The sequence below is a fragment of the Enemella evansiae genome, assembly GCF_002250705.1.
Lineage (GTDB): Bacteria > Actinomycetota > Actinomycetes > Propionibacteriales > Propionibacteriaceae > Enemella > Enemella evansiae.
This window is the reverse complement of record NZ_NMVP01000034.1, coordinates 20,009-44,077: the sequence shown is the minus strand read 5'-3', so window position 1 is coordinate 44,077 and position 24,069 is coordinate 20,009. Positions and strand designations below refer to the sequence as shown.

24 protein-coding genes and 1 tRNA gene are annotated in these 24,069 nt (G+C 69.3%); 17 read left to right on the top strand and 8 right to left on the bottom strand.

Annotation, left to right across the window (positions count from 1 at the left end; translation table 11 throughout):
* Nucleotides 1-58: 58 nt before the first annotated feature.
* Nucleotides 59-520: a MarR family winged helix-turn-helix transcriptional regulator gene (locus tag BI335_RS15695; RefSeq protein WP_094407011.1), complete on the bottom strand. Its 462-nt coding sequence runs from the start codon at nucleotides 518-520 to the stop codon at nucleotides 59-61.
* 609 nt (nucleotides 521-1,129) lie between these two features.
* Nucleotides 1,130-2,308 (bottom strand): benzoate/H(+) symporter BenE family transporter, encoded by a 1,179-nt coding sequence (locus tag BI335_RS15690; protein ID WP_094428838.1) that lies wholly within the window; start codon nucleotides 2,306-2,308, stop codon nucleotides 1,130-1,132.
* Between the two features lie 79 nt (nucleotides 2,309-2,387).
* Between BI335_RS15690 and BI335_RS15685 the strand changes: the two genes are divergently transcribed.
* The 3 genes from BI335_RS15685 to rpmA all read left to right on the top strand — a co-directional run bounded on the left by BI335_RS15685 (nucleotide 2,388) and on the right by rpmA (nucleotide 4,118).
* Nucleotides 2,388-3,266, top strand: a complete 879-nt coding sequence (locus BI335_RS15685; RefSeq protein ID WP_133626339.1) for a hypothetical protein — start codon at nucleotides 2,388-2,390, stop codon at nucleotides 3,264-3,266.
* 241 nt (nucleotides 3,267-3,507) lie between these two features.
* Nucleotides 3,508-3,816: a 50S ribosomal protein L21 gene (gene rplU / locus BI335_RS15680; protein ID WP_094360181.1), complete on the top strand. Its 309-nt coding sequence runs from the start codon at nucleotides 3,508-3,510 to the stop codon at nucleotides 3,814-3,816.
* 14 nt (nucleotides 3,817-3,830) lie between these two features.
* A complete protein-coding gene (gene rpmA / locus BI335_RS15675) occupies nucleotides 3,831-4,118 on the top strand; it encodes a 50S ribosomal protein L27 (protein WP_094360183.1) in 288 nt (95 codons plus the stop codon).
* A 69-nt stretch (nucleotides 4,119-4,187) separates the two neighbouring features.
* On the opposite strand, the gene BI335_RS15670 is transcribed toward rpmA, so the two are convergent.
* Nucleotides 4,188-5,042 carry a PIG-L deacetylase family protein gene (locus tag BI335_RS15670; protein ID WP_094360185.1) on the bottom strand — a complete coding sequence of 285 codons (855 nt, stop codon included), beginning with the start codon at nucleotides 5,040-5,042 and terminating at the stop codon, nucleotides 4,188-4,190.
* A gap of 135 nt (nucleotides 5,043-5,177) precedes the next feature.
* Between BI335_RS15670 and obgE the strand changes: the two genes are divergently transcribed.
* Nucleotides 5,178-6,749 (top strand): GTPase ObgE, encoded by a 1,572-nt coding sequence (gene obgE / locus BI335_RS15665; RefSeq protein ID WP_094432037.1) that lies wholly within the window; start codon nucleotides 5,178-5,180, stop codon nucleotides 6,747-6,749.
* Nucleotides 6,742-7,896, top strand: coding sequence for a glutamate 5-kinase (proB, locus tag BI335_RS15660; protein WP_094432371.1), 1,155 nt, complete (start codon nucleotides 6,742-6,744; stop codon nucleotides 7,894-7,896). Before obgE ends, proB begins: the two co-directional genes overlap by 8 nt.
* Here proB and BI335_RS15655 read toward each other — a convergent pair.
* Genes BI335_RS15655 through BI335_RS15645 form a run of 3 tightly spaced genes read right to left on the bottom strand, consistent with a single transcriptional unit; the run spans nucleotide 7,883 to nucleotide 11,405 of the window.
* Nucleotides 7,883-9,214: a PucR family transcriptional regulator gene (locus tag BI335_RS15655; protein WP_094403940.1), complete on the bottom strand. Its 1,332-nt coding sequence runs from the start codon at nucleotides 9,212-9,214 to the stop codon at nucleotides 7,883-7,885. The genes proB and BI335_RS15655 overlap by 14 nt on opposite strands.
* Entirely contained in the window at nucleotides 9,214-10,374 is a 1,161-nt protein-coding gene (locus BI335_RS15650; protein ID WP_133626338.1) for an acyl-CoA dehydrogenase family protein, read from the bottom strand. Before BI335_RS15650 ends, BI335_RS15655 begins: the two co-directional genes overlap by 1 nt.
* A gap of 47 nt (nucleotides 10,375-10,421) precedes the next feature.
* Nucleotides 10,422-11,405, bottom strand: a complete 984-nt coding sequence (locus BI335_RS15645; protein WP_166646832.1) for an alcohol dehydrogenase catalytic domain-containing protein — start codon at nucleotides 11,403-11,405, stop codon at nucleotides 10,422-10,424.
* 386 nt (nucleotides 11,406-11,791) lie between these two features.
* Here BI335_RS15645 and BI335_RS15640 point away from each other — a divergent pair, with 386 nt between their 5' ends.
* Entirely contained in the window at nucleotides 11,792-12,358 is a 567-nt protein-coding gene (locus BI335_RS15640) for a flavin reductase family protein (protein WP_229119636.1), read from the top strand.
* Nucleotides 12,359-12,376: 18 nt separating this feature from the next.
* Here BI335_RS15640 and BI335_RS15635 read toward each other — a convergent pair whose 3' ends face one another.
* Complete coding sequence (locus BI335_RS15635) at nucleotides 12,377-13,648, bottom strand: pyridoxal phosphate-dependent aminotransferase (protein WP_094432031.1); 1,272 nt, start codon at nucleotides 13,646-13,648, stop codon at nucleotides 12,377-12,379.
* Nucleotides 13,649-13,884: 236 nt separating this feature from the next.
* On the opposite strand from BI335_RS15635, the gene BI335_RS15630 reads away from it, so the two are divergent.
* The 10 genes from BI335_RS15630 to BI335_RS15590 all read left to right on the top strand — a co-directional run bounded on the left by BI335_RS15630 (nucleotide 13,885) and on the right by BI335_RS15590 (nucleotide 23,031).
* Entirely contained in the window at nucleotides 13,885-15,561 is a 1,677-nt protein-coding gene (locus tag BI335_RS15630) for an ABC transporter substrate-binding protein (protein ID WP_166646831.1), read from the top strand.
* Between the two features lie 123 nt (nucleotides 15,562-15,684).
* Entirely contained in the window at nucleotides 15,685-16,707 is a 1,023-nt protein-coding gene (locus tag BI335_RS15625; protein ID WP_094360205.1) for an ABC transporter permease, read from the top strand.
* Nucleotides 16,704-17,708, top strand: coding sequence for an ABC transporter permease (locus tag BI335_RS15620; RefSeq protein WP_229118150.1), 1,005 nt, complete (start codon nucleotides 16,704-16,706; stop codon nucleotides 17,706-17,708). Before BI335_RS15625 ends, BI335_RS15620 begins: the two co-directional genes overlap by 4 nt.
* Before the next feature lie 17 nt (nucleotides 17,709-17,725).
* Nucleotides 17,726-18,757: an ABC transporter ATP-binding protein gene (locus BI335_RS15615; RefSeq protein ID WP_229119635.1), complete on the top strand. Its 1,032-nt coding sequence runs from the start codon at nucleotides 17,726-17,728 to the stop codon at nucleotides 18,755-18,757.
* Nucleotides 18,754-19,878: an ABC transporter ATP-binding protein gene (locus BI335_RS15610; RefSeq protein WP_094403944.1), complete on the top strand. Its 1,125-nt coding sequence runs from the start codon at nucleotides 18,754-18,756 to the stop codon at nucleotides 19,876-19,878. Before BI335_RS15615 ends, BI335_RS15610 begins: the two co-directional genes overlap by 4 nt.
* Nucleotides 19,879-19,896: 18 nt before the next feature.
* Nucleotides 19,897-21,162 (top strand): glutamate-5-semialdehyde dehydrogenase, encoded by a 1,266-nt coding sequence (locus BI335_RS15605; RefSeq protein ID WP_094432028.1) that lies wholly within the window; start codon nucleotides 19,897-19,899, stop codon nucleotides 21,160-21,162.
* A 37-nt stretch (nucleotides 21,163-21,199) separates the two neighbouring features.
* On the top strand, nucleotides 21,200-21,346 hold the full coding sequence (locus BI335_RS21585) for a hypothetical protein (RefSeq protein WP_166646830.1): 147 nt from the start codon (nucleotides 21,200-21,202) through the stop codon (nucleotides 21,344-21,346).
* A 13-nt stretch (nucleotides 21,347-21,359) separates the two neighbouring features.
* Nucleotides 21,360-22,031, top strand: a complete 672-nt coding sequence (nadD, locus tag BI335_RS15600) for a nicotinate-nucleotide adenylyltransferase (RefSeq protein WP_094360213.1) — start codon at nucleotides 21,360-21,362, stop codon at nucleotides 22,029-22,031.
* Entirely contained in the window at nucleotides 22,028-22,417 is a 390-nt protein-coding gene (gene rsfS / locus BI335_RS15595; RefSeq protein ID WP_094360215.1) for a ribosome silencing factor, read from the top strand. Before nadD ends, rsfS begins: the two co-directional genes overlap by 4 nt.
* On the top strand, nucleotides 22,414-23,031 hold the full coding sequence (locus BI335_RS15590) for a histidine phosphatase family protein (protein ID WP_166646829.1): 618 nt from the start codon (nucleotides 22,414-22,416) through the stop codon (nucleotides 23,029-23,031). Before rsfS ends, BI335_RS15590 begins: the two co-directional genes overlap by 4 nt.
* Before the next feature lie 186 nt (nucleotides 23,032-23,217).
* On the opposite strand, the gene BI335_RS15585 is transcribed toward BI335_RS15590, so the two are convergent.
* Entirely contained in the window at nucleotides 23,218-23,886 is a 669-nt protein-coding gene (locus tag BI335_RS15585; RefSeq protein WP_094432024.1) for a class I SAM-dependent methyltransferase, read from the bottom strand.
* A gap of 104 nt (nucleotides 23,887-23,990) precedes the next feature.
* Between BI335_RS15585 and BI335_RS15580 the strand changes: the two genes are divergently transcribed.
* A tRNA-Ala gene (locus BI335_RS15580) sits at nucleotides 23,991-24,063 on the top strand.
* Nucleotides 24,064-24,069 lie beyond the last annotated feature (6 nt).

The following is a 24,069-nucleotide window of genomic DNA, read 5'->3' as shown; positions in this document are numbered from 1 at the left end:
GGCTTCTTGGTTCGATGGATCGCGGCGTGGGTGGGGAGGGAGTCCGCCGGGCCCGCGCTCAGCGTTCGGCCGGCTCGGTGTCGGCGATCATCGTCAGCGTCTCGCGCAGCTGCTGCACCCGGTCCGCACCGACCTCGGCGGCCAGCCAGGCATCGAAGTCGGCGACCACCCGCTGGCCGGCCTCGACCACCTGCCAACCCCGCGTCGTCAGGGTGACCCGGCGTACCCGCTTGTCGTCCGGATCCGGCGCGACCTGCAGATAGCCCCGCTCGGCGAGGTGGCGGATCAGTTCGCCGACCGCCTGCTTGGTCATCCGGGTGCGCTCGGCGAGCGTGGTCACGCTGCAACCGTCCGCCTCGATCGCCATGAACAGCGGCGCGTGCGCGGCCCGGACATCGGTGAACCCGGCCGTCCGCAGCGCGGCATCCAACTCGCCCGAGATGCGCCGACCGGCCGCGGTCAGCAGGGTGCCGAGCGGTGTCGGGCCGCCGACGAACGGATTAGTAAGGCGCTTGACCATCTGCGATCTCCTCCCTAGGGTTTCATCAGGAACCTTACTAAAAGGAGGCGTGCAATGCGCTGGATGGATGGGGCCCGTCGGACGGGTGGCTGGATCTGGGTTGTCGCCGGCCTGTTGCTGCAACTGGGGTGGGGGATCGGGTACGCCGTCTGGCCCGGGGTGATCACCGGGGCGCTGCTGGTTGCGATCACCCTGCTGGCCGTGTGCAGCCTGCCCCCGCTCGCCGCACGCCTCCCGGGCATCGTGCGGGTGCTGGGCACGGTCGTCGCGGTGCTGCTCGCACTATCCCTGCTCGGCGCGGTCGCCGACCGCTTCGGCCTGTTCGGCCCGGCCGGGGCCAGCGGGGTGTCGTGGGGGAGCTGGCCCGCCTTCGTCGCCTACACCGCGAGCCTGTTGCCCGGGCCGCTGGGCAGCCTCGCCACCGTGGCCGCGGTCGCCGCGACGCTGCTGGAGGTCGCCCTCGGCGTCCTGCTGCTCGCCGGCTGGCAGCGCCGCTGGGTCGGCAAGGTGACCGCGGGACTGTTCACGATCTATCTGCTCGCGATGGGGGTGATGCTCGGCCTCGGTGAGGTGGTCCGCTACGGCGTACCGATGCTGATCGGTGGCGCCCTACTGGTCTCGGCGACCCCGACGCGGCGAGAGCACCGCATGCAGCACCAGGCCGCCGAGCAGGGCCCAGAACGGCGCCCCGATCCCGGCGACCGACAACCCGCTGGCCGCGATCACGATCGTCAGTGCCGCCGGCAGTCGTGAGCCGGGCTCGGCCAGCGCCGCGGTCGCGCTGGCGGCGAAGGTGCCGACCAGGGCCAGGCCGGCGATCGTCGCCAGCAGGCCATCGGGTGCCACCTGGGCCACCGCGATGACCACTCCGGACAGCGGGGCCAGCAGCAGGTGGGTGATCCCACAGGAGACCCCGGCCAGCCAGCGCCGGTTCGGATCGGGCCCGGCCTCCGGTCCGGCGGCCAGGGCCGCGGAGATCGCGGCCAGGTTGATCCCGGGGCCGCCGAGCAGTGCCCCGGCCGCGGTCGTCCCACCGGTGTACGCCATCGCCGGCAGCCAGGGGGTGCGATAGCCGAAACCGGCCAGCACGGCCGTGCCGGGGATGTTCTGGCTGGTCATCGTGACCAGGAACAGCGGCACCGTGATCGCCAACAGGGTCGCCGGATCGAAACGCGGCAGGACCGGGGTCAGTGCGGGGGTCAGATGACTCTGATCCAAGCGGCCCAGGGCGCCGGTGACCGCGAGCACCACGACCGCCGCCAGCAGCGCGCCCGGTACGGCCAGCCGGGGCGCCAACCGGAGCAGCACCAGCCAGCACACCAGGACCGGCGCGATGGCCGCGGGGGAGCGCATCAGCGCCTGGAACGGCGCCACGCAGAGCATCAGCAGGACACCGGCCAGCATCGCATTCGCCAACGGCGTCGGGATCCGCTGCACCAGCTCACCGAACGGGCGTACCAGGCCGGTGAGGGCGAGCAGCAGCCCGGTCAGCACGAAGGCGCCGACCGCCGCCGCGAAACCGCCCGCGGGTGCCACCCCCGCCGCCAGCAGCGCGACCCCCGGGGTCGACCAGGCCATCGTGATCGGGATCCGGTACCGCCAGGAGAACAGCAGCGAGCCCAGCCCCATCGTCACCAGCGCAACGATCAGACCCGACCCGGCCTGGGCGGGGCCCGCGCCGACGGCCCGCAGGCCGGCCAGCACCACCGCGAAGGAACTGGTGAAACCGACCAGGGCACAGATCACCCCGGCGAGCAGGGTGTGTGCGGTCTCCCGCCGGGTGGACATGGTGCGGAGCCTAGGGGGCCTCGACTCGCTGCGCTCGCTCGGCCGGTGAGGTGGACGGTGGGAATGGCACGATGCTCGGGTGTCAGACACCTCACCACCGAACCCGCTCGAGCGGGCCGGTTGCATGTGGCTGTTCATCATCTGGATGCTCGCCAGCCCGGTGGTGCTGATCGTCGGCGCGATCGTCGAGCCGGGGAGCTGGCTCTGGGTGCCCGGCCTCGGTACCGCGGTGTTCGGCGGCTTCGGGTTGCTGGTCTGGCTGCTCGGCCGGGACCGGTCGGCCAGACCGGGCGGCCGGCGTACCCGCCGCCAGGACCCGATCACACTGCCCACGGAGCTGCCGAAAGGGATGACCGCCGACCCGTACGCCGCCGGGGTCACCGAGCTGTGGGCCGGTACGGTGCCGCCGGCCAACTTTTCCGGCGGTCACTTCGAGAACCGGCTCGACGGGCTCGTCGGCGCGAAGCGCGCCAACAACGGTGAGCCCACCTCCTTCACCGCCTTCGAACACGTCACCGACGAGGGCGACCGTTCCTGGCATCTGCTGGTCCCGCTGAGCGCCCCGTTGCCACCGCTGCAGGTGGCCCGCGAACAGGGCAAGCAGGACCGCGGCGGTGACATCGACACCGGTGACGAACAGTTCGACCGGCTCTATACGGTCACCGGCTGGGACACCGGCACCGAGGCCGAGCAGTACGTGCGGGAGTTCCTCACCCCGGCGGTGATCGCGCAGATGAAGGAGGTCGCCTTCGACTGGCGGATCCGCGGCCGCTTCCTGGTCGCCAGTCCGCCGGTCGGGTCAGCCCGGGCGGCGATCTCCTTCGCCCAGAACCAGGGCACCCAGCTCGCCCTGATCGCCGACCAGTTGCCGGCGGAGTTGTTCACCCGGTACGCCGACTGGTACACCGATCCGGGAGGGTTGCCGCCCGGGCTGGCGAACCCGGGTGATCTCCGCTGAGTACGCTCATCGAGTAGGCCGCCATGCGGAGCGAAGCGGAGCAATGGCGGCCGTGTCGAGATGAGCCTGGCGATGAGCGTGGGCGCGAGTTTGACCCACCCGCGTACCCCCGCGTACTCTTGATCCTCGGTGCTCAGCGGACGCATGCCTGTCGTGCGACTGCGGTGCCTTCCAGGATCGGATCTCCCCGAGGTTTCAGACCGGGCAGGGTCCACAGACGAGGACAGAGAGTAGGTCAGGCGTGTACGCGATCGTGCGCAGTGGCGGCCGCCAGCACAAGGTTGCCGTGGGAGACATCGTCGAGATCGACAAGGTCGCCGACGAGGTGGGCTCCAGCGTCGAGCTGCAGCCGGTGCTGCTGGTCGACGGCGAGTCCGTCACCGCGGATCGGGGTGCGCTGGACAAGGCGTCGGTCACGGCCGAGGTGCTGGCCGAGACCAAGGGCCCGAAGATCCGCATCATGAAATACAAGAACAAGACCGGCTACCGCAAGCGCCAGGGCCATCGCCAGCGCTACACGCAGGTCAAGGTCACCGGCATCAACGCCTGAGAGGACTGACTGAGATGGCACACAAGAAGGGCGCGTCCTCGACGCGGAACGGTCGCGATTCCAACTCCCAGCGGCTCGGCGTGAAGCGCTTCGGCGGCCAGCTGGTGAACGCCGGCGAGATCATCGTCCGCCAGCGCGGTACCCACTTCCACCCGGGCGACGGCGTCGGCCGCGGTGGCGATGACACCCTGTTCGCGCTGCGCGCGGGCAATGTCGAGTTCGGCACCCGCCGCGGTCGCCGGGTCGTCAAGGTGAACCCGGTCGAGGCGCCTGCCGCCGCGGCCGCGGCCAGCACCAACTGACACCCACCTAACCACAGCAACACAGCAGGGGCGGTCCGTCTGGGCCGCCCCTGCTGCGTCTCCCCCGAGTCACTCGCCCCGGCGCACCGGGAACTGCTCCCGCAGGTTGATCACCGAATAGTCGCGGTGCCGGGTCAGATAGTCCTGGGACCGGGCGTGCTCGGTGAGCGGCAGCAGGGTGTGGGTCTCGTTGCGGAACCGGGTGTACGCCTCCGCGAAATTCACCCCCGCGTACCGGCCATGCTCACCGTTGTTGGACTCCACCACCTTGCGCGCGAAGTCGCCGTCGTAGCCCTGGCTGGGGAAGCAGTCCATCGCGGCGATCTTGCGGCCGACGGTCCCGGTGATGTCGATGTAGCAGTCCGCGCGCTGACCGTAGGCGGACAACGAGTCGCCGACCAGCACCGGATTGCCGGAGAAGAAGACCTGCTTGACGTTCACCTCGGCGCGCCCGTCGACGTTGCGCAGGAAGGTCTGTGCCCGCTCCAGCGCGGCCAGCAGCGTCATCGTCGCGACCGTGTGGCTGGACAGGGTGACCACCGGATTCTGCGGGTAGTCGGCGATGATCACGTCGGGGGCGTGGATCGCGATCTGCTCGGCGACCTGTTCCACCACGTCCTCGTGCACGGTCGCCATCGTGTCGTCGTGATCCAGCAGCACCAGCTCGCCGATGCCGAGCACGTCGGCGGCCCGCTCCAGCTCCCGCTTCTTGTTCTCTGCGATCTCCAGAATGCTCGCCGCGGTGATCTGGTCGTCGGGATTCTCCCGGCGCCACTCCTCGGCGTACTTGTTCGGATGGATCCGGCCACCGTGGGTCAGGATCACCGCGACGATCTCATCACCGGCATCCGCATGCCGGGCGAGCGTGCCGCCACAGTTGGTGACGGTGTCGGCGGGATGGGCGAAACAGGTCATGATCTTCATGACGGGACCACTCCAGTGGAATCGTTGGACATCGGATTACGCGTGGAACACCATTTCATGTCCAGCCCGATAAGGACAAGGGCTCTTCGCGTACGCCGGATAGACTGGATCGTCCCCGAGAGAAAGCACCCAATCATGGCCATTCCCTCCTTCGTCGACCAGGTCACCCTCGACGTGGCCGGCGGCAACGGCGGCCACGGCTGCGCCTCGGTCCACCGGGAGAAGTTCAAGCCCCTCGGCGGCCCCGACGGTGGCAACGGCGGTGACGGCGGTTCGGTGATCCTGCGCGTCGACCCGGGGCTGACCACCCTGGTCGAGTTCCATCGCGCCTCCCGCCGCCGGGCCACCAACGGCCAACCCGGCAAGGGGGACAACCAGAACGGCGCCCGCGGTGAGGATGTGGTGCTCTCCGTCCCGGACGGCACCGTGGTCACCGACGCCGACACCGGCCAGCAGCTCGCCGACCTGACCGGGGTCGGCGCCGAGTTCGTGATCGCCGCCGGCGGCAAGGGCGGGCTCGGCAACGCCGCCCTGGCCAGCGCGGCCCGCAAGGCACCCGGCTTCGCACTGCTCGGCGAGGAGGGGGAGCAGCACCGGGTCACCCTGGAGCTCAAGGTGGTCGCCGATGTCGGCCTGGTCGGCTTCCCCAGCGCCGGCAAATCCAGCCTGGTGGCCGCGATCTCCCGCGCCCGGCCCAAGATCGCCGACTATCCGTTCACCACCCTGGTGCCCAACCTCGGTGTCGTCGTCGCCGGTGACACCACCTTCACCGTCGCCGACGTACCCGGCCTGATCGAGGGCGCCTCCGAGGGCCGCGGCCTGGGCCACGACTTCCTGCGGCACGTGGAACGCTGCGCCGCGCTGGTGCACGTCATCGACACCGCGACCTTCGAACCGGGTCGCGACCCGCTCTCCGACCTCGATGTGATCGAGGCCGAACTCGCCGCGCACGGCGGGCTGGAGGACCGGCCGCGGCTGGTCGCCCTGAACAAGGTCGACGTCCCCGACGCCGGCGAGCTCGCCGAGATCGTCCGTGCCGACGTCGAGGCCCGAGGCTGGCCGGTCTTCGAGATCTCCACCAAGTCCGGCACCGGTCTGCAATCCCTCACCTTCGCGATGGCCGATCTGGTACGCCGCCGCCGCGAGACCCAGCCCGCGCCGGCCGCCCCGCGGATCGTGCTGCGCCCCGAGCCGGTCACCGGCTCCGGTGCGGAGTTCACTATCAAGCGGATCGGTGACGGCGAGGGCGGGCACATGTGGCGGGTCCGCGGCGCCAAGCCCGAACGCTGGGTGCGCCAGACCGACTTCAACAACCCTGAGGCCGTCGGTTACCTGGCCGATCGGCTGAACCGGATCGGCATCGAGGACCGCTTGCTCGAACTGGGTGGCCGCCCCGGTGATGCGGTGGCCATCGGCGGTGAGGATGCGGTGGTCTTCGACTTCTCCCCGCAGATCGACATCGGTGCGGAGATCCTCTCCCGGCGCGGTGAGGACGACCGGGTGCTGGACGAACGCCCGGCGGTGGCCCGGCGCCGGGCCCGGGACGCCGAGTACCAGGCCGAGCGGGCCGAGGCGGAACCGGAGACCCAGGGGATGCGCCGCGGTTACGCGAACCGGACCCGGGAGACCGCCGAACGGTCGGCTCGCAACCGGTCCACGCCCCGGAACGAGGGTGCGGCACCGGGCGACGCCGACCATGATGACTGATGTGAACGACGCCTCAGAGTTCGGTTCGGCCCATCGGGTCGTGGTGAAGGTCGGCTCCTCCTCGCTGACCACACCGGCCGGGGCGATCGACCCGGAACGGATCGAACCGCTGGTCGAGGCCATCTCGGCCGCCCGCCAGGCGGGGCGGGAGGTGGTGCTGGTCTCCTCCGGTGCGGTCGCCGCCGGGATTTCCCCGCTCGGGCTGAAGACCGCCCCGCGCGACCTGGCGACCCGGCAGGCGGCCGCCTCGGTGGGGCAGGGGCTGCTGGTGGCGCACTACACCCGCGGCTTCGCCGAACACGGTTGGCAGGTCGGCCAGGTGCTGCTCACCGTCGATGACGTGACCCGGCAGGGTCTCTACCGCAACGCGTATCGGACGATGGCCAAGCTGCTCGAGTTCGGGGTGATCCCGATCGTCAACGAGAACGACACCGTCGCCACCCACAAGGTCCGCTTCGGTGACAACGACCGGCTGGCGGCGCTGGTCGCACATCTGGTGCACGCCGACGCGCTGATCCTGCTCAGCGATGTCGACGCCGTCTACACCGATCACCCCGCCCGCCCCGGCGCCCGCCGGATCGATGCGGTGAACGGTCCGGACGATCTGGCCGGGGTGGACATCACCCGGACCGGCTCCAAGGTCGGTACCGGTGGCATGGTCACCAAGATCGAGGCGGCCGGAATCGCCACCTCGGCGGGGATTCCGTGCCTGCTCACCTCGGCCGAGAACGCCGATGCGGCGCTCCGCGGTGCCGATGTCGGGACCCGGTTCGCACCCACCGGCAAACGGCGCCCGACCCGGCTGCTCTGGCTGGAGCACGCCTCCTACACCGCCGGTCAGCTGCACCTCGACGCCGGTGCGGCCCGTGCGGTGGTGCAGCGCAATGCCTCCCTGCTGCCGGTCGGAATCACTGCCGTGGAAGGGGATTTCACCGCCGGCGAGCCGCTGAATCTGGTGGATCCGGACGGTGTGGTGGTGGCCCGCGGGCTGGCCGGCTACGATGCCGCGGACCTGCGCCGGATGCGCGGCAAGGACAGCGCCGGCCTGCTCGCCGACCTGGGCGAGGAGTTGCAGGGCGTGGCCGTGCACCGCGACGTGCTGGTGGTGCTGCGGCCCAGCCGGCGTACGCCGATCAGCTCTCGCTGAAGCGCGGCCCCAGCAACTCGCAGACCCGCAGCGCCAGGCGCAGCTCCATCGAATCCAGAGCACTGCCCGGGGGCAGCAGTTGTTCCGCGCTCCGCACCCGGTAGACGACGGTGTTGCGATGGGCCGGCAGCGTCGCCGCGGCCTTGCGGGAGCTGCGGCCGGCGGCCAGATAGGCCTCCAGTGACGTCCGTAGTTCCTCGGCCCGTGGCTCGTCCGCGGCCAACGCGCCGAGGGTGCGGATGACGAATGCCTGCAGTCCCGGCAGGTCGTGCAGCAGCAGGGTGATCGCCTGCACCGACCGGTGGGTGACCAGCCAGGGCAATCGGGGCCCCGCCAGGTGCGCCAACCGCTCGGTCGCTCTCGCGGACTCGTGGCTGCTGCGGAAGCCTGAGATACCCGCGGCGACGCTGCCCACCGCCAGATGCAGGTTCTGGACATGCGCCAGCTCGAGATCCAATCCGTCGGCCGCCGCCGGATCATCGACCTGCAGCCACACCTGTGCGGTCGCCGGGCCGACCCACCGCACCAGGTGAGCGGGCCGTCCGGTGGCTGCCAGCAGGTGATGGATCGCGGCTTCGATCGCTTCCGGGGCCCGCCTCACCAACCGCGGGGCCCGCATCCAGAACACCGCTGCCAGATGGGAGCCGGTCAGGTCGTAATCGAGCTCCCTGCTGAGCTCGGCCACCTCCGCGGTGGCGGTCGCCTGCAGGGCCCGTTCGATGTGGCGTGTCTGCACCGCGGCGGTGGTCTGCGCCCAGCGCTCGGCATCGCGCAGGTAGTAGGAGGCGATCGCCGAGCTGAACAGGTCATAGGTCCGGAACACCAGGCTCAGCGTGGCGCGGGTCTCCTCGTTGATCCGCTCGGTCGGCACCAGCACCGAGACCTGCTCCAGCAACAAGCGGGTGAACACCTCCTGGCTCACGCTGATCGAACGCAGCACATCCTCCAGCGGAATCTGTCGGCGGACATAGGAGGTGACGGCGTCGGCGGGTTCCGGTGCTGGCCAGACCGCATCGGTGTCGTCCGTCAGCAGGGTGATCAGCAACCGCAGGGTGGTGCCCTCGACCGCTCGGCGGAGCAGCAGATGCACCCCGGCATCGGAGCCGAAGATGGGCACCGATTCGACGATCTGGTCGGCCATCCGCTGGGCGGTCACCAGCGCCCAGCACACCGGATCTGCGCCGAGCTGCTCCTCGGCCCAGATCCGGGTGGGCAGATCGGAGGTGGGTTCCGGCGACCCCACCGAGGCCGCGTCGATCGTGATCGCCCGGACCCAGGTCAGGCCGGTCGCCTCGTCCCGTTCCATCGCGGTGCTCATCAGATCGGCATCACCCGGTCCCGACCGAGCAGTTCGCGGCCATAGATCTCCATCCCGAGAACGGGTTCGGCGAATGCGTGTCGGCTGCCGGTGTGCGAATCCCGCCAGATCTGCTGCAGGTAGTTGAACTCGGCGAAGGCGGAGGCGCCGTTGACGCTCATCAGTTTGTCGATCGCCTCCCGGCACAAGGTGGCCGCGTGCCCGGCATCCATCCGCGCGCGGGCTCGCTCGATCGCGGTGTGATCCCTGTTCTCCGCGGCCGCGTCGTCGATCGTCGTCGCGAGCCGGTGGACGAGCATGGTCGCCGCATCGATCATGCTGGCCGCCTCCGCAACCAGGGTCTGCACGAACGGCGCATCGGCAGACTTCTCATAGACCGTGTACTTCACCCGGCGCTTCGGCACGGTCTCCAGGGTCAGATCCAGCGCCGCGCGGGCCATGCCGAGATGGGGCGCGACGATGATCATGGTGGCCACCGGCATGAAGTGACCGCGGTAGACGATCTCCTCGCCGAACTCGGTGCGGTAGCGCCGCTCCATCAGGTCATCGAAGTGGTGCAGCCGGTGTTCCGGCACGACGACGTCCTCAGCGACCCAGGTGTTGCTGCCGGTGGCCCGCATCCCGGTGGTGTACCAGGTGTCCTGGTAGCTCAGTTCGGAGGTGGGCACCACGGCCAGCGCGTGGCTCATCGTGCCGTCGGCGCTGGGGATGAGGACACCCAGGTTTGCCCATTGGGAGAGGGCCGAGCCGGAGGCGAAACCCCACTTGCCGGAGAACCGGTAGCCACCGGCGACCGGTTCGGCGGTCGCATTCGCGTCGAAGACGGTCGAGACGAGGGTGCTCGGGTCCGATCCCCAGATCTCCTGCTGCGCCTGTTCCGGGAAGAGCGCGGCCATCCAGTTGCTGGTGTTGATCAGTGCGGTGACCCAACCGGCGGCACCGTTGCCGTAGGCGACCTCGGAGATCATGTCCACACCGGTCCGGAAGTTCACCTCCGGGCCGCCGAACCGGCGCGGCACCCAGAACGAGAGCAGTCCGGATTCCTGCAGGGCCTTGGCGTCGACCTCCGGCAGTTGTCGTTGCTGCTCACCGTCCTTGGCGTTGGCCCGCAGCTGCGGCTGCAGTGCCCGGGCCCGTTCGAGCCACTTCTGGTCGGGCACTGAGTTGGCTGAAATCGTATCGATCGACATGGTGTTCTCCTCTGGTGCTACGGGTGCTGCGGTTGCTGCGATTGCTGTTCCGGGTGGATGCGCAGACTGATCCGGCCGGTGACGCGACCGGCCTTGACCGCGGCCAGGGCGGCGGCGGCATCGTCGAGGTCGAGGACCCGGCTGATCACCGGTGTGACGAGTCCGCGGGCGACCAGATCGAGGCCGCCGAGCAGGTCGGACCGGGTGGCGTACCGACTGCCGACGATCTCGATCTCGTTGTTGACGATCTCCAAGGTCGGAAGCGTCATCGGTCGAGAGGGGTCATAACCGACCAGCACGATCCGTCCGCGTGGGCGCAGCAGTCGGGACAGCACGCCCAGATCGGTGAGGTGGCCCGAGGTCTCGATGACCGTGTCGAACGCCGCCGGGGTCAGCTCCGGGAGGTCCCCGGCGTCGATGGTGCGGACGCCGAACAGTTCCACGGCCGCCAGGGCGGCCTGGGAGACGTCGGCGGCCACCACCTCGGCACCACAGGCCACGGCGATCTGGGCGGCGTGCAGCCCGACACCGCCGGCGCCGCTGACCAGCACCCGGTCACCGGCCCGCGCGTCGGCCTGCCGGACCACGGCACGGTAGGCGGTGGCCATCGCGCAGCCGAGCGCGGAGGCGGACCGATCGCTGACGGTGTCCGGCAGCACGGCCACCAGTTGGTGGGGCAGCACCAATCGTTCGGCGAAACCACCCTGGCTGGTGAACCCGACCCGGCGCCGCAGATCGGTGCACACGTTCTCGTGGCCGTCGCGGCACGGTGCACAGACCCCGCAGCCGAGGAAGTCGTAGACCAGCACCCGGCTGCCGACGGCGACGGGGGAGTCGTTGCCGGCCTCGGTGACCACGCCGACGACCTCATGGCCCGGCACGTGCGGCAGTGGCAGGTCGGCGGAGAATCCCAATCCGCCCTCGGCGATCTTCACGTCGGTGCCGCAGACCCCGCAGTAGGTGACCGAGACCGCGACCTCATCGTCCTTCGGTGGGACCACCGGCAATTCGATGGGTTGGATGGGACGGCCATAGGCGACCACCCCCATGGCTCTGGACCGCGCGGTCACCCGATCGCGGTCAGGCGACGCGGCCCGGGGCGCAGGATTCATCGTTGGATCCCCTTGTCGATCGACGTTTCCGCAGACGGATCCTCGATCGGCTCCGGTGACCAGTGCCGATCCGCCCCGTCGCGGTCGTGGGATCAACGTAATCGCGCTCGGCCGCCTGGGAACCCCCGCCGACACCCGGCCCAAACCGGTGGTCGACCTTTGGGCTGTTGGCACAGGTGCTGCGCGTGGGGTCGGCCATCACAAAAGCCCGCGCGAAGTTTGTCCTCGGGCACATGGTCATCGCGCCGGCGGCGGCGCAGAGTCGATGCCAAGCAATGGAGCAGACCCTGGAGGACACCATGAACCAGACCGTGATGGAGAGGGCGGTGGAGTTGATCCATCCCCAGCGCACTGCACCCTTCGGGCAGCCCGAACTGCGCGAGGCCTTCGGTCACTTCCCGAGCGGTGTCACCGCGCTGTGTGCGCTCGGTTCCGGCGGCGATGCCCAGCCGATCGGCCTGGCAGCCAGCAGTTTCACCTCGGTCTCGCTGGAGCCGGCGCTGGTCTCGATCTGCATCGCGCACTCCTCCTCGACCTGGCCGAAGCTGCGCGGCGCCACCCGCCTCGGGGTGAGCGTGCTGGCCGCGGAGCAGGGCGGGGTGAGTCGGCAGTTGGCCGCGAAAGCGGCGGATCGGTTCACCGGCCTGGACTGGAGCGCCACCCGCGAGGGGGCGGTCTTCATCGGCGGATCCTGCCTGTGGTTGGACTGTGCGGTGAGGCAGGAGGTGACCGCCGGCGACCACGAGATCGTGCTGCTGGAGATCGGTGCGATCACCAGTTTCGCCGGCCGGGAGCCGCTGGTCTTCCACGGCAGCCAGTTCCGCAGCCTGGCGATGCTGTGAGGCGGGTGGGGCTCTGACTCAGCCGCGCAGCAACCCGCTGAGCGCGGCATCGAGCCGGGCCAGGTTGTCCTGCACCCAGCCGAGTTCGAGCGGGTCGGCGGTCTCGATCGCCTGCTGGCGTTCGGTCGGCGTACGCCCGAACAGCATCGAGGTGGCCAGCCGAAGGGTCAGTCGCTCCGGTCGGTCGCCGAACGCGACCCCGGGCAGGGTGGCCACGCCGTGCTCCTCCAAGAGGCCTGTCGCAAGGCTTGTCGAATCGCTGATTCCCTTGTGCAGCAGCGATTCCCGATGCGCCTCGAAGTCGGGATAGAGATAGAAGCCACCACCCGGTGGCACGAACCCCACCCCCAGTGCGGTCAGTCGTTCGGCGACCGCGCCGACGATCCGGCCGTGCAGCCGGGCGCTGTCGGCGAAGCGCGCGGTCACCTCCGGTGGCTCGGTGAAGGCCCAGGTGGCCGCGCGCTGCACCGGCATCGGCGGCACCGACCAGAGCTCACTGGCCAGCCCGAGAACCCGTCCGGCGACCCGGGCGCCGAGCGGACCGTCCGGGAGCCCGAGGACACCGATCCGCCAGCCACCGACGGCCAGGTTCTTGCTCAACCCGGTGGTGACGAAGGTGCGTTCCGGGGCGAGTTCGGCCGGCCCGACCAGCCGGCGATCGGGATCGTGCACCAGATCCCGATAGATCTCATCGCTGATCAGCGGCAGATCGTGGCGCCGTGCCACCTGGGCCAGCTCGGCGATGGTGCCCGGATCGGCGACCGCGCCGGTGGGATTGTCCACCAGGGTGAGCAGCACCGCGAACCGCGGCCGGTTCGGAGCACTGGCGAGTTCGACCACCCGGTCCGGATCGGGTACGCCGCCCTGGCCGGGGCGCGGGGGGACCCAGTGGGTCTCGATCCCGGCGATCCGGGCCTGGGCGGCGTAACTCACCCAGCTGGGCGCGGGGAGCACGACCGGCAGGTCGAGGGCCCGCAGCACCGCGAACAGCAACGGCTTGCTGCCCGGTCCGGCGATCACCCGGTCCGCGGTCGCCGGCGCACCCCGGCGTACCAGATAGCCCGCGGCGGCCTCCCGCAGCTCCGGTACGCCGGCCACCGGACCGTACCCACCCTGATCGGCCGCCTCGGCCAACCGCTGCCGCAGCTCGGGCAGCACCGGCACGTTGGCCTCGCCGAAGCCGAGCGGCACCACCGGCAGACCGAGCCGGCGGCGGCGGTCGATCTCCTCGTTGATGGCCAGGGTGGGGGAGAGGTCGGTGTCCGGATCGGCGTCGTTGGCGATGTCCATGCATCCCACCCTGCTCGCCTCCCGGTGACCCGGACGCGCGAGCCCACCCGAATCCCAGCGGACAAGACAGTTTGTCTCACCCTCCTCGCGGATCGATGGGCCCATTGCGCAACCCACTGAGCGGTTGACCCAATCGTGACCAGTGGAATGCTGCTTCACCGGGCACGGCTGCGTTAGGGTCGGGCAAGCCCATATCCGGGCCTGGGGATCCCCGTTCACACAACGAGGTAGGGACAGTGCAGAAATCCAACATCCGCCGGGTGCTCGCCGCGACGGCCGTGCTGACGCTGACCGCGACGATGGCCGCGTGCGCGGAGAGCCAGCGCGACAACAACAGCGGCAGCAGCGGTGGCGCCAACGACACCTTCATCTTCGCCGGCTCCTCGGATCCGGTGATGCTCGACCCGGCCTTCGCTTCCGATGGTGAGTCGTTCCGGATCTCGCGCAACCTGTTCGAGGGTCTGGTCTCCACCAAGCCGGGCACCACCGAGCTGGAACCGCTGCTGGCCGAGAGCTGGTCCTCCGCGCCCGACGGCAAGTCCCACACCTTCCAGCTGCGCAAGGGCGTGAAGTTCCACGACGGCACCGACTTCAACGCCGCCGCCGTCTGCGCGAACTTCGACCGGTGGGCCAACTGGAAGGGCCTGAACCAGAACGAGAACATCTCCTACTACTACGGAAAGCTCTTCCAGGGCTTCAAGAACCCGGAGGCCGGTGCCGGGCAGACGATCTACGACTCCTGCAACGCGAAGTCCGACAGCGAGGTCACGATCAACCTGAACAAGCCGTTCGCCGCCTTCATCGACGCGATGACGCTGCCGGCGTTCGCGATGCAGTCGCCGACCGCGATGAAGCAGTACAACGCCGACGACGTGCAGGGTGACGCGAAGGACCCGCGGTTCTCGGCGTACGCCACCCAGCACCCGACCGGTACCGGGCCGTTCAAGTTCGCCCAGTGGGACCGCGGCCAGCAGGTCGTGATGGACCGCAACGAGGAGTACTGGGGCGACAAGGCCAAGGTCAGCAAGGCCGTCGTGCGGATCATCTCCGATCCCAAGGCCCGCACCCAGGAGCTCGAGGCCGGCAACATCGACGGTTACGACCTGGTCGCGCCCGCCGATGTCCAGTCGCTGAAGGACAAGGGCCTGCAGGTGATGCAGCGCCAGCCGTTCACGATCTTCTACCTGGCGTTCAACCAGGCCAACCCGGTGCTGCAGGACAAGCGCGTCCGCGAGGCGATCTCGTATGCGATCGACAAGGACGCGCTGGTCAAGCAGAGCCTGCCCGAGGGCACGAAGACCGCGATCGAGTTCATGCCGGACAACGTCGTCGGCTACAACCCCGGGGTCACCGACTACAAGTACGACCCGGAGAAGGCGCGGCAGCTGCTGAAGGAGGCCGGTCAGGAGAACCTCACCCTGAAATTCGCCTACCCGACCGGTGTCTCCCGGCCCTACATGCCGACTCCGGAGAACTCCTTCGTGACCATCAAGGGTCAGCTGGAGCAGGTCGGCATCAAGGTCGAGCCGGTCACCGCCAAGTGGAGCCCGGACTACCTGGACATGACCCGCAAGCCGGAGGGCATCCCGAAGCGGGACATCCACTTCCTCGGTTGGACCGGTGACTACAACGACCCGGACAACTTCGTCGGTGTGTTCTTCGGCAAGAAGGGCATCGAGTGGGGCTTCGACAACCCGGAGCTGTTCAAGGCCCTGCAGGACGCCCGCCAGCTGCCCACCAAGGAGGCACAGGCCGAGGCGTACAAGAAGATCAACGAGCAGATCGCTGAGTTCGTCCCGGGCGTGCCGCTCGCGCACCCGGCGCCGTCGCTGGCCTTCGGCAAGGGGGTCAAGGGTTACACGCCGAGCCCGGTGAACGACGAGGTCTGGAACAACGTCACCGTCGAACGCTGAGTCCCGCGTGGAGCTGATTCGACCGATCTGATCGTTGCCGTGGATGGGGCGGATGCCGCCCCATCCACGGCGCGCGTGTGAGGACCCCCCGATGCCAAGACCGCCGATGTTGAGAGACCGCCGATGCTGAGATTCGTGGTACGCCGGCTGCTGTTGATGATCCCGGTGCTGCTGGGGTTGAGCCTGCTGCTGTTCGCCTGGCTGCGGGCGCTGCCCGGGGATCCGGCCTCGGCACTGCTGGGTGACAAGGCCACCCCCGAGGCGGTGGCCCGGATCAACGCCCAGTACGGCTTCGACCAGCCCATCCCGGTGCAGTACGTCACCTGGCTCGGACAACTGATCCGCGGTGACTTCGGCAGCTCACCGCGCACCGGCCAGCCGGTCGTCGGCACCTTCCTGGAACGCTTCCCGGCCACCGTCGAGCTGTCGGTGGCGGCGCTGATCTTCGCCATCGTGGTGGGGATTCCGCTCGGTTACTTCGCCGCCAAGCGGGCCGGCGGCATCCTGGACACCATCGCGGTGACCAACTCGTTGATCGGCGTGGTGATCCCGGTCTTCGTGCTCGCATACCTGCTGAAGCTGGTCTTCGCGGTCGGCATCCCCGGCCTGGAGTTCCTGGCGGTGCTGCCCACCTCCGGCCGGCAGAACGTCCGCCTGGACGCCACCCACATCACCAACTTTTATGTGCTGGACGGCTTGCTCACCAGGGAATGGGACGCCTCCTGGGATGCCATCAAGCACCTGATCCTGCCGGCGATCGCCCTCGGTTCGATCCCGCTGGCCGCGATCACCCGGATGACCCGGGCCTCGGTGCTGGATGTGCTCAACGAGGACTATGTGCGCACCGCCACCGCCAAGGGCCTCCCGCAGGGCCTGATCACCCGTCGGCACGTGCTGAAGAACGCGATGCTGCCGATCGTCACCCTGATCGGCCTGCAGACCGGGGCGCTGCTGTCCGGTGCGGTGCTCACCGAGGGCGTGTTCGCCTTCAACGGCATCGGCTCCTATCTGTTCGAGGCGATCTCCAGCCTGGATTACGCAGTGCTGCAGGGATTCATCCTGTTCATCGCGATCATCTACGCCCTGGTCAACCTGGTGGTCGACCTGCTCTACGGGGTGTTCGACCCGAGGATGCGTGTCACGTGAGCGAGAAGACCGTGAAGACCGACAAGCAGCAGACCGCGGGTGCCACCGCGGTCGAAGCCGACACGATCACCGAGGAGCACCCGAACTGGCCGCCGGCCCTGGTCGCGGCGATGGGCCCGCAGCTGGCCGAGGACGAGACCGGCACCAGCCTGTGGAAGGGCGCCTTCCAGCGATTGCGGCGCAACCCGTCGGCGATCATCGGCGGGATCATCGTGCTCGCCTTCATCGTGGTCGCGGTCTTCGCCCCGCTGCTGGCCCCCTACAAACCATCGACCACCGAGTGGGCCAACCAGATCACCCCCTCCACGCTGCCGCCGTTCAGCCCGGAACATCCACTGGGGTTGGATTCCTTCGGTTCGGACTTCCTCACCCAGCTGATCTATGGCGCCCGGCAGTCGCTGATCATCGGCGTCGTCTCCACCCTGCTCGGGTTGGCCGGCGGCGCCGTGCTCGGCGGCCTGGCCGGTGCGATCGGCGGCTGGGTGGACACCCTGGTGATGCGGATCGTGGACATCCTGCTCTCCATCCCGGCGCTGCTGCTGGCGGTCTCGGTGGCCGCGATCATGGGCCGCCGGCCGGAGGCGCTGATGGTCGCGATCGCCGCCGCCCAGGTGCCGATCTTCGCCCGCCTGCTGCGGGCCTCGATGATGAAGCAGCGCCGCCAGGACTATGTGCTCGCCTCGGCCTCGTTGGGATTGCGGCCGCGCACCATCGTGATGAGCCATGTGGTGCCGAACTCGCTCGGCCCGGTGATCGTGCAGGCCACGCTGATGCTGGCGACCGCGATCATCGAGGTCGCGGCGCTGTCCTATCTGGGCCTGGGCGCCCCCGATCCGACCGTGGCCGAATGGGGCCGGATGCTGGTCAAGGGTCAGGAACGCCTCGAGTCCTATCCGCTGCTGACCGTGCTGCCCGGTCTGTGCATCGCGGTCACCGCGCTCGGTTTCACCCTGCTGGGCGAATCCCTGCGCGAGGCCCTCGACCCCAAGTCCCGCCGATGACGGGCCAGGAGGCACCGATGACCCCGACCACTGATGACCCCAGGCAGCGCGCCGAGGCGCTGCTCGATGTGAAGGACCTGCGGGTCAGCTTCGCCCGCCGCGGACAGACCCCGTTCGCCGCCGTCGACGGGGTCTCCTTCGACGTCCGCCCCGGTGAGGTGGTCGGCATCGTGGGGGAGTCCGGCTCCGGCAAGTCGGTGTCCTCGATGGCGGTGATGGGACTGTTGCCGCGCCGCGGCGTACAGATCTCCGGGGAGGCCAACTATCGCGGCCGGAACCTGTTGAAGCTGTCGGACAAGGAGCTGAATCGCCTGCGTGGTGACGAACTGGCGATGGTGTTCCAGGATCCGATGAGCTCGCTGAACCCGGTGGTCACCGTCGGCACCCAGATCACCGAGGTGCTGCACGCGCACGAGAAGATGTCCCGCGACCGGGCCCGCAAGGAGGCGATCGAGCTGCTCGATCGCTGCGGTATCCCCGATCCGGCCCGCCGATTCGGGGAATACCCGTTCCAGCTCTCCGGCGGCATGCGGCAGCGCGCGCTGATCGCGGTGGCCCTTGCCTGCAAGCCGAAGCTGCTGATCTGCGACGAGCCGACCACCGCCCTGGACGTCACCATCCAGGCCCAGGTGCTGGAGCTGCTGGCCGAACTGGTCCGCGACCTCGGCACGGCGATGATCATGATCACCCACGACCTGGGTGTGGTCGCCGGACTCTGCGACCACGTCAACGTGATGTATGCCGGCCGGATCGTGGAATACGCGCCACGCAAGGAACTCTTCGGCTCACCCCGGCACCGCTACACCGAGGGGTTGCTGGATTCCATTCCTCGGTTGGATTCCGACCGGAACGAGAAGCTCACCCCGATCCCCGGTACGCCGCGCGACACCATCTCCTGGTCCAAGGCGTGTGCGTTCGCACCACGCTGTCGGCACGCCACCGACGCCTGCGTCACCGATGCGATCTCCCTCGACGAGGTGGCCCACGAACACCGCGTGCGCTGCGTGCATCCCGCCGGCGCCGACGAGCGGCAGGAGGTAATGCGATGAGCACCGCCATCACCGGTGACCAGCCCGATGCGGGCGCCCCGGCCGAGGTCGACGAGGTGCTGGTCGTCGACGATCTCAAGGTCCACTACCCGATCCGCAGCGGGCTGATCTTCGACCGCACCGTCGGGCACGTGAAGGCCGTCGACGGGGTCGACCTACGGATCCCGCGGGGGCGTACCTACGGCCTGGTGGGGGAGTCCGGTTGCGGCAAGTCCACCCTGGGCCGGGCGCTGCTGCGGTTGGAGGACACCGCCGGCGGGTCGATCGTCTTCGACGGCACCGACATCACCGCGATGAAGGGTGAGCAGCTGCGCAAGCTGCGCCGCCGGATGCAGATGGTCTTCCAGGACCCGATGTCGTCGCTGGATCCGCGGCAGTCGATCCAGTCGCTGCTCGTCGAACCGCTCAAGGTGCACGGGCTTTCCCAGCAGGACAAGGAAGAATTCGGCGCCAACTCGGAGAAGGCCTACCTCGCCAAGGCCGTGCGGATGCTGGAACTGGTCGGCCTCCCACGCTCGGCGCTGGCGAAGTATCCGCACGAGTTCTCCGGTGGGCAGCGGCAGCGGATCGGGATCGCCCGCGCGGTGATCCTGAACCCGGAGCTGGTGATCGCCGACGAACCGGTCTCGGCGCTCGACGTGTCGGTGCAGGCGCAGGTGATCAACCTGCTCGAACAGCTGCAGGAGATGTTCGGGCTCACCTATGTGGTGATCGCGCACGACCTGGCGGTGGTGCGACACATCTCCGACACCATCGGCGTGATGTATCTCGGCAAGCTGGTCGAGGAGGCGCCGGCCGACGATCTCTATGCCCAGCCGCTGCACCCCTACACGATCGCGCTGATGTCGGCGATCCCGGTGCCGGACCCGGAACTGGAGGACAACCGCGAGCGGATCCTGCTGCAGGGCGATCTGCCCTCGCCGGCGAATCCGCCCTCGGGGTGCCGCTTCCACACCCGCTGCCCGTGGCGGCAGGAGACCCGCTGCGATACCGAGGTGCCGGAACTGACCGAGATCCAGCCCGGCCGCAGGGTCGCCTGCCACTGGGCCGGTGAGATCCTCTCCGGGGAGATCGCCCCGCGCGCCTCCCAGGTGGCAGAACCCGTCGAACCCCGAGGCTGAGCCGCGTATCCTCGGCCCATGACCACGACCGAGCAGACGACCTTCGCCGAGCAGGGCGTACGCGCCCGGGAGGCCAGTCGCGTGCTGGCCACCGCCAGCCGGGCCGACAAGGACCGCGCACTGCACGCGATGGCCGACGCGCTGCTCGCCGCGCGGGGTGAGGTGTTGACCGCCAACCGGGCCGATACCGACGCCGCCGAGGCCGCCGACACCGCCGCCTCGCTGGTCGACCGGCTGCGGCTCACCGACGACCGGCTGGACGGGATGGCCTCCGGGCTGCGGCAGCTCGCCGGCCTGCCCGACCCGGTCGGTGACGTGGTCCGCGGCTGGACCAATGCCAACGGCGTCGAGGTGCGCCAGGTCCGGGTGCCGTTCGGGGTGGTCGCGATCATCTACGAGGCCCGGCCGAACGTGACCGCCGATGCCGCCGGGATCGCGCTCAAGTCCGGCAATGCGGTGCTGCTGCGCGGCTCGTCCTCGGCGGCGAACTCCAACGCCGCGATCGTCGCCGCGCTGCGCACAGGGCTGGCCGAGGCGGGCCTGCCCGAAGACGCGGTCCAGCTGGTCACCGGTGGCCGCGAGGTGACCGCCGAGCTGATGGCCGCCCGCGGGGTGGTCGACGTGCTGATCCCGCGCGGTGGCGCCGGGTTGATCAACGCCGTCGTCGAGGGGTCGAAGGTGCCGGTGATCGAGACCGGCACCGGCAACTGCCACCTCTATGTCGATGCCCGCGCCGACGAGCAGACCGCGCTCGCGGTGCTGCTGAACGCCAAGACCCAGCGGCCCAGTGTCTGCAATGCCGTGGAGACCCTGCTGGTGCATCGCGATATCGCGGATTCCTTTGTGCCGAAGGCGATCGCGGCACTGGTCGAACACGGGGTCACCGTGCACGCCGAGCCCGGATTCGCCGCGGTCGCCGACCGGGACGAGGTGGTCGCGGCCGTCGAGGACGACTTCACCGGGGAGTGGCTGTCGTTGGATCTGTCGGCTCGGATCGTCGACTCGATCGACGATGCGCTGGCCCACGTCCGCGAACACTCCACCGGGCACTCGGAGACCATCATCACCGACGACCAGACCAGCGCCCGGCGCTGGCAGGCCGAGGTGGATGCCGCCGCGGTCCTGGTGAATGCCTCCAGCCGGTTCGTGGACGGTGAGGAGTTCGGGTTCGGCGCCGAGATCGGCATCTCCACCCAGAAGCTGCATGCCCGCGGGCCGATGGGCCTGCCGGAGATGACCTCGACGAAATACCTGGTGACGGGTGCGGGCCAGGTACGCGGCTGACGCGCGGAGCCCCCAACTGTTCCGGTAGCATGCCGCCATGCTGTTGCTGCTCGAGACCGTGGCCGCCGAGGGCCTGAACGAACTGCCAATCCCTGCCTGGGGTTTCGGCCTGATCGCCTTCGGACTGCTCATGGCGCTGTTGGCCATCGTGACCGCCGTCGGGGGCAGCCGACCGCACTCCTGAGGCGTACTCCTCGATGAGTGACAAGCCCGGGCTGAGCCGCCGCGACGACGTGGCGGGTTCCCGCTATCGGCTCGGCGTGATGGGCGGCACCTTCGATCCGATCCACCACGGCCACCTGGTCGCCGCCTCCGAGGTCGGCAGCCGCTACGGCCTGGACGAGGTGGTCTTCGTGCCCACCGGCGTACCGTGGCAGAAGAAGGATCGCAAGGTATCCGCCGCCGAGGACCGCTATCTGATGACGGTGATCGCGACGGCCTCGAACCCCCGCTTCACCGTGAGCCGGGTGGACATCGACCGGCAGGGTGACACCTACACCGTTGACACGTTGAAGGATCTGCGCGCCGAACGCGGCGACGATGTCGACCTCTTCTTCATCACCGGTGCCGACGCGCTGGCCCAGATCCTCACCTGGCGCGGTGCCGACGAGCTGTTCGATCTGGCGCACTTCGTCGGGGTGTCCCGGCCCGGGGTGGAGCTGAACTCGCCCGCGGTGGACCATCTGCCGCCGGACCGGGTGACCCTGATGGAGGTGCCGGCGATGGCGATCTCCTCCACCGCCTGTCGCGCCCGGGTCAGCCAGGGGGAGCCGATCTGGTATCTGGTGCCGGACGGGATCGTGCAGTACATCAGCAAACGCGGGCTCTACGCCCAGTCACCCTCCGCAGATCGGGAAAGGACTTCATGAGCGCTTCGGAGCACTCGCTGGCCATCACCCGGGCCGCCGCGCAGGCGGCCGCCGACAAGCTCGGTACCGAGATCGCCGCCTTCGACGTGGGGGATCAGTTCGGCATCGCCGATGTCTTCCTGATCGTCTCCGCCGCGAACGACCGGCAGGTCGGTGCGGTGGTGGATGCGATCGAGGAGCGGTTGCGCGATGAGTTCGACGAGAAACCGACCCGCCGCGAGGGCGATCGGGAGAATCGCTGGGTGCTGCTCGACTACCTGGATCTGGTGGTGCACGTGATGCATGCCGAGGAGCGCACCTTCTATGCCCTGGACCGGCTCTGGGCGGACTGCCCGCGCCTGTCGCTCGACGGCCTGGGGATCGAGGAAGCGCAGGAGAAGCGGTGACCGCTCGGCGGCTGGTGGTCTGGCGGCACGGCCAGACCGACTGGAATCTGCACCGCCGCTGGCAGGGCGAGGCCGACATCCCGTTGAACGAGACCGGGTTGGCGCAGGCGCGCGAGGCCGCGCCGAGGCTGGCCGAGCTGGGCATCACCGAGATCTGGTCCTCGGATCTGCAGCGGGCGTACGCCACCGCGGGTGCGCTGGCCGAGCTGACCGGGTTGCCGATCCGCACCGATCAGCGGTTGCGGGAGATCAGCGTGGGGCAGTGGTCGGGCCGGGTGCTGACCGAGCTGCTGGATGAGTTCGGTGCGGTGCTGGAGCGCGAGGCCCGCGGTGAGGACGTGGTCCGCGGGGTGACCGGGGAATCGGTACGCCAGGTCGAGGCGCGGGTGGCCGAGGCGCTGCGCGAGATCGGCGAGCAGGCCCCCGATGACGCCGTGGTCGCGGTGGTGATGCACGGTTTGGCCGGGAAGGTCGGCGCGCTGGAGATGGTCGGCATCCCGCCCGAGCTGAAGGAATCCTTTGGCTCCTTGGACAACTGCGGCTGGATCACCATCGACCGCAGCCATCAGCCGGCCCACCCCTGGCGCATCACGCATTACAACGAGACCGCCTGACGCTCATCGAGTAGCCGACCATGCGGAGCCCCATTCACGCCGGCTGAGCGAGCGAGGTACGAGCGAGTCGAAGCCAAGGGCCGAACGCCAGGACATGCAGTAGTCGAATCCGGCCCGTTGCCAAACCCAGTCCCACTGGGTTTGATCATGGAACGTGGCGACTAGTGCATGTCCCAGCGCACCGGCTCACTCCCGGTACGCCACCGCCAGGAACATCGGGAAGTCGGCCTGCTGGTCCTCGACCTCCCGGGTCACCACACCGCCGTCGGTGATATCGACCCGGGTGAAGCCGGCGGCCCGGAGCCGCTCGGCGAACCCCTCCCGGTCGAACCCGTCGTGCACCAGGAACTCGTCGCCGTGCTCACCCCGGCCGTGCTCGTGCTTCTCCTGCTGCGAGTGCAGGTGCTGGTGGAAGGCGCCGTGCGCGTCGTGGTCCAGATCGACCACGGCGAACCAGCCGCCCGGCCGCAGCAGGGCGTACACCTTGCCCAGCAGCAGGTCGACGTCGGGCACGTGGTGCAGGGCGAGATGGCTCCACGCGCCGTCGAAGTCCTCGGCCGGGGGAGTGTCGGTGGTGAGATCCAGCTGGACGGCGCGGTACCGGTCGCCGAGCCTGAGCGTCTCGATGCCGCGGGTCGCGACCTCGATCATGCCGGCGGAGGCATCGGAGATGGTCACGTCGGCGACGTCGCCGGCCAGGTTGAAGCTGAGCTGCCCGGTCCCGCCGCCGATGTCGAGGATCTTCTCCGAGCCGGTGAGGGGCAGGTGCTCGCGGAGCAGAGCGGCGACCCGCTGCGCCCGTTCGATCTTGGCGGGATCGTCGTCCCAGGTGGCGGCGCGTTCATCGAAGTTCACGCTCCGAGCATGCCACCCGGCACCGGCATGTGGGTGCCGGGTTTCCGATTTGTCCGGTACCCGGTGACCACGCTATATTTCTCTGGTTGCTCGGAGACGAGCGCGGGGCTATGGCGCAGTTGGTAGCGCGCTTCCATGGCATGGAAGAGGTCAGGGGTTCGAATCCCCTTAGCTCCACAGATC